The 3,866-nt window shown below is 63.2% G+C and carries 4 protein-coding genes and 1 pseudogene; all 5 read right to left on the bottom strand.

Annotated features, from left to right (window positions below):
- A pseudogene (locus tag AB3X43_RS02930) lies at positions 1-421 on the bottom strand (2-isopropylmalate synthase); the annotation flags it as partial.
- Between the two features lie 212 nt (positions 422-633).
- The gene (gene pssA, locus AB3X43_RS02925) at positions 634-1,476 is read right to left on the bottom strand and encodes a CDP-diacylglycerol--serine O-phosphatidyltransferase (RefSeq protein WP_369428390.1); all 843 of its coding nucleotides are present in this window, start codon (positions 1,474-1,476) and stop codon (positions 634-636) included.
- Between the two features lie 8 nt (positions 1,477-1,484).
- On the bottom strand, positions 1,485-2,273 hold the full coding sequence (locus AB3X43_RS02920) for a class I SAM-dependent methyltransferase (protein ID WP_369428389.1): 789 nt from the start codon (positions 2,271-2,273) through the stop codon (positions 1,485-1,487).
- 159 nt (positions 2,274-2,432) lie between these two features.
- Positions 2,433-3,449 (bottom strand): ketol-acid reductoisomerase, encoded by a 1,017-nt coding sequence (gene ilvC, locus AB3X43_RS02915; protein ID WP_369428388.1) that lies wholly within the window; start codon positions 3,447-3,449, stop codon positions 2,433-2,435.
- A gap of 36 nt (positions 3,450-3,485) precedes the next feature.
- On the bottom strand, positions 3,486-3,866 hold a 381-nt coding region (gene ilvN, locus AB3X43_RS02910), incomplete at its 5' end, for an acetolactate synthase small subunit (RefSeq protein WP_369428387.1).

Raw genomic sequence — 3,866 nt, 5'->3', positions numbered from 1 at the left:
CCAGCACCACGCGACGCATCACCGGCGCCGTGGCGTTGTAGACATGCACCACCACACGCGGCGCGCCAGCCACTGCCTCGAAGGTCCGCTCGATCAGGTGCTCGCGGGCCTGGGTCAGCACCTGGATAGTGACGTCGCCGGGGATGAGACGCTGCTCGATCAGTCGTCGCACGAAGTCGAAGTCTGTCTGCGACGCCGAGGGAAAACCGACCTCGATTTCCTTGAAGCCGATGCGCACCAGCAGCTCGAACATGCGCAGCTTGCGCTCGCTGTCCATCGGTTCGATCAGCGCCTGGTTGCCATCGCGCAGATCGACGCTGCACCAGATCGGCGCGTGCGTCAGCACGGCATCGGGCCAGGTGCGGTCGGCCAGGCGCACCGGAGCGAACGGGCGGTATTTCTCGGCGGGGTTGCTCAACATGCTCATGGGTGTGACGGAATGAAGGAAACGAGGGTCCTGCAACGCCGCACCACAAATACAAACGGCCCGCTGCGTTGCGCTGAGGCGGGCCGTTGATCCACAAAGGGTACAGGTGTGACTGATCAGCGCGCCCGGAGCACTCCTAGTAGTCGCAGCGAGAAGAAGCGGACAACGCAGATCATCAGACCACTATAGCACGCAAGAACCGCACTTCAGCGGTGAAGGCCTTCTTCATCAGGCTCATCGGTGGAGGTCGCGATCACGCTCACCGGCCGGCCGCGCGATTTCTTGATCGCATAGACCACATAGCCCGAAACACCGTAGACGATGAACACGCCGAACAGCACCAGCGGCGGGTGGTAGGTGATGACTGCGATGCCCAGCGCAATCGCGACGATCACGATGAACGGCACCGTGCGCTTGAAGTTCACGTCCTTGAAGCTGTAGAAGGGCACATTGGTGACCATCGTCAGCCCGGCATACAGCGTCAGCGCGAAGGCCAGCCACGTGAGCCACGGCGTGTCGCGCACGCCCTTGTAGCCCATGTCATCCATCACCCAGATCAGGCCGGTGACCAGCGCAGCCGCCGCCGGACTGGGCAATCCCTGGAAGAACCGCTTGTCGACCACCCCGATGTTGGTGTTGAACCGTGCCAGACGCAGCGCCGCACCCGCGCAATAGACAAACGCTGCCAGCCAGCCCAGCTTGCCCAGACCACGCAGCGCCCATTCATAGACGATGAGCGCCGGTGCCGCACCGAACGACACCATGTCGGCCAGGCTGTCCATCTGCTCGCCGAAGGCGCTCTGGGTGTTCGTCATGCGTGCGACCCGGCCATCGAGGCTGTCGAGCACCATCGCGCAGAACACGCCGATCGCCGCCTGGTCGAAGCGCCCGTTCATGGCCATCACGACGGCATAGAACCCCCCGAACAGGCCCGCCAGCGTGAACAGGTTGGGAAGGATGTAGATGCCTTTGCGGCGAGGACGGCTCGGAGCCGGACCATCCAGCTCGTCGAAGGGGTCGGGACGGTCGGTCGATGTTTGATCGTTCATGGAATGGATTATCGCGAAGCGCGGGCGTGCACGTACACCCATGGGTCCGTCAATCGCGCGCGCTGCGGTGGATCGTCGATACGCCGGCCACGCAGATCGTAGAGCTGAAGATCATCGAACCCCTGCTCCAGCGTCTGCCGGACCAGTTCCTGCGGACGAACGTAGTAGTTGCTCCCACCCGCCAGCGGGTCGATCAGCTCAAGCCAGTCACGCTCCACGATCGGCCAGGCACTGCGGTTGATGCGCCGCATCTGCGACCAGAAGTACTGGGTTTCGACATAGTCGCGCAGGCCATGCCAGCGAATGCCCCACCGGCGGTCCATCCAGTTCAGGTTGTGCGACGAATAGACCAGATGCCCACCCGGACGCAACATCCGGCGGCATTCGGCCAATGCCGTCATCCGTGCACCGGCTCCAACCAGATCAATGCCGTTGAAGCTGAACAGCACGACATCGAACGAGGCGTCCTCGTAGGGCATCGCCCGGGCATCGACGACATCGAACTGCAGGCCATGCCGCACGATCAGGTCACCGAACCGCTCGCGACAAGCCTGCACCATGGGCTCTGCGCAGTCGGCCCCCACATAGCGCCGGCAGCGACGCGCCAGTTCCACCGTGGTGCGGCCACCTCCGACACCAATGTCCAGCAGCTGGCTGTGCTGCAGTGCCGCACCGATGGCTGTGTCAAAAATGACCCGCTCGGGCTCTTGCAGGCGCGATTGCTGCGCATAGCGGCGCACGACCTCGGCCGAACCATAGAACGCTTCCCACCGGGTGGTGGCGCGAGCCTGGAACATGGAACACTCCTGAAGCTGAGGTTGTTATGAAACAAATAATTACATAACTTCGGCAAAGCCATCGATTCAGCCGGAGAACAGGCAAAAAAAAGCAGCGCCGAAGCGCTGCCCTGCTGCAGTCCATCACGGACCTGGCATGCGGGCCGTGCCCGCATCGCATCAGTTGCGGCTCTTGTCGACCAGCTTGTTGGCCTTGATCCAGGGCATCATCGCGCGCAGCTTCTCGCCGACGACTTCGATCTGGTGCTCTTCGGTCAGGCGGCGGCGCGAGATCAGGGTCGGCGCACCGGCCTTGTTCTCGAGGATGAAGGACTTGGCGTATTCGCCGGTCTGGATGTCCTTCAGGCACTGGCGCATCGCGTCCTTGGTCGCTGCGGTCACGACCTTCGGGCCCGTCACGTACTCGCCGTACTCGGCGTTGTTCGAGATCGAGTAGTTCATGTTCGCGATGCCGCCTTCGTAGATCAGGTCCACGATCAGCTTCAGCTCGTGCAGGCACTCGAAGTACGCCATCTCGGGCGCATAGCCGGCTTCCACCAGCGTCTCGAAACCAGCCTTGATCAGCTCGACCGCACCGCCGCACAGAACCGCCTGCTCGCCGAACAGGTCGGTTTCGGTCTCTTCGCGGAAATTGGTCTCGATGATGCCGGCCTTGCCGCCGCCATTGGCGGTGGCGTAGGACAGGGCCAGGTCACGCGCCTTGCCAGTCTTGTCGGCGTAGACGGCGATCAGGTGCGGCACGCCGCCACCTTGCACGTAGGTGCCGCGCACGGTGTGGCCCGGGGCCTTCGGGGCGACCATCCACACGTCGATGTCGCTGCGCGGCACGACCTGGCCGTAGTGGACATTGAAGCCGTGGGCGAAGGCAAGCGAAGCGCCTTCCTTCATGTTCGGGCCGACTTCGGCGTTGTAGACCGTGGCGATCTGCTCGTCGGGCAGCAGGATCATCACGACGTCGGCATCACGCACAGCGTCGGCGATCTCGGCGACCTTCAGGCCGGCCTTTTCAGCCTTGGACCACGAAGCACCACCCTTGCGCAGGCCGACGGTGACCTTGACGCCCGAGTCGTTCAGGTTCTGGGCGTGGGCGTGGCCTTGCGAGCCGTAGCCGATGATGGTGACGTTCTTGCCCTTGATGAGGGACAGGTCGGCATCCTTGTCGTAGTAAACCTTCATGGGAGTTCCGTTTTCTGAGTCTGTAGCGGGGGTCGATCAAACACGCAGGATGCGCTCACCGCGCCCGATCCCGCTGGTACCGGTGCGCACGGTTTCTAGAATGGCGGTGCGGTCCACCGCCTGGATGAAGGCATCGAGCTTGTCGGAGTCACCCGTCAGCTCGATGGTGTAGCTCTTGTCGGTCACGTCGATGATGCGGCCGCGGAAGATGTCGGCCAGCCGCATCATCTCCTCGCGCTCCTTGCCGACGGCACGCACCTTGATGAGCATCAGCTCGCGGGCGGTGAAGCTGCCTTCGGTCAGGTCCACCACCTTGACCACCTCGATCAGGCGGTTCAGGTGCTTGGTGATCTGCTCGATGACCTCGTCGGAGCCGCTGGTGACGATGGTCATGCGCGACAGCGAGGCGTCCTCGGT

The organism is Sphaerotilus sp. (assembly GCF_041083715.1).
Lineage (GTDB): Bacteria > Pseudomonadota > Gammaproteobacteria > Burkholderiales > Burkholderiaceae_C > Sphaerotilus.
This window is presented reverse-complemented; position numbering and strand designations above follow the sequence as displayed.

What these genes read in the sequence shown, in the direction of transcription:
- pssA (WP_369428390.1), bottom strand. Translation starts at nt 1,476, where the DNA reads ATGAACGATCAAACATCGACCGACCGTCCCGACCCCTTCGACGAGCTG.
- AB3X43_RS02920 (WP_369428389.1), bottom strand. Translation starts at nt 2,273, where the DNA reads ATGTTCCAGGCTCGCGCCACCACCCGGTGGGAAGCGTTCTATGGTTCG.
- ilvC (WP_369428388.1), bottom strand. Translation starts at nt 3,449, where the DNA reads ATGAAGGTTTACTACGACAAGGATGCCGACCTGTCCCTCATCAAGGGC.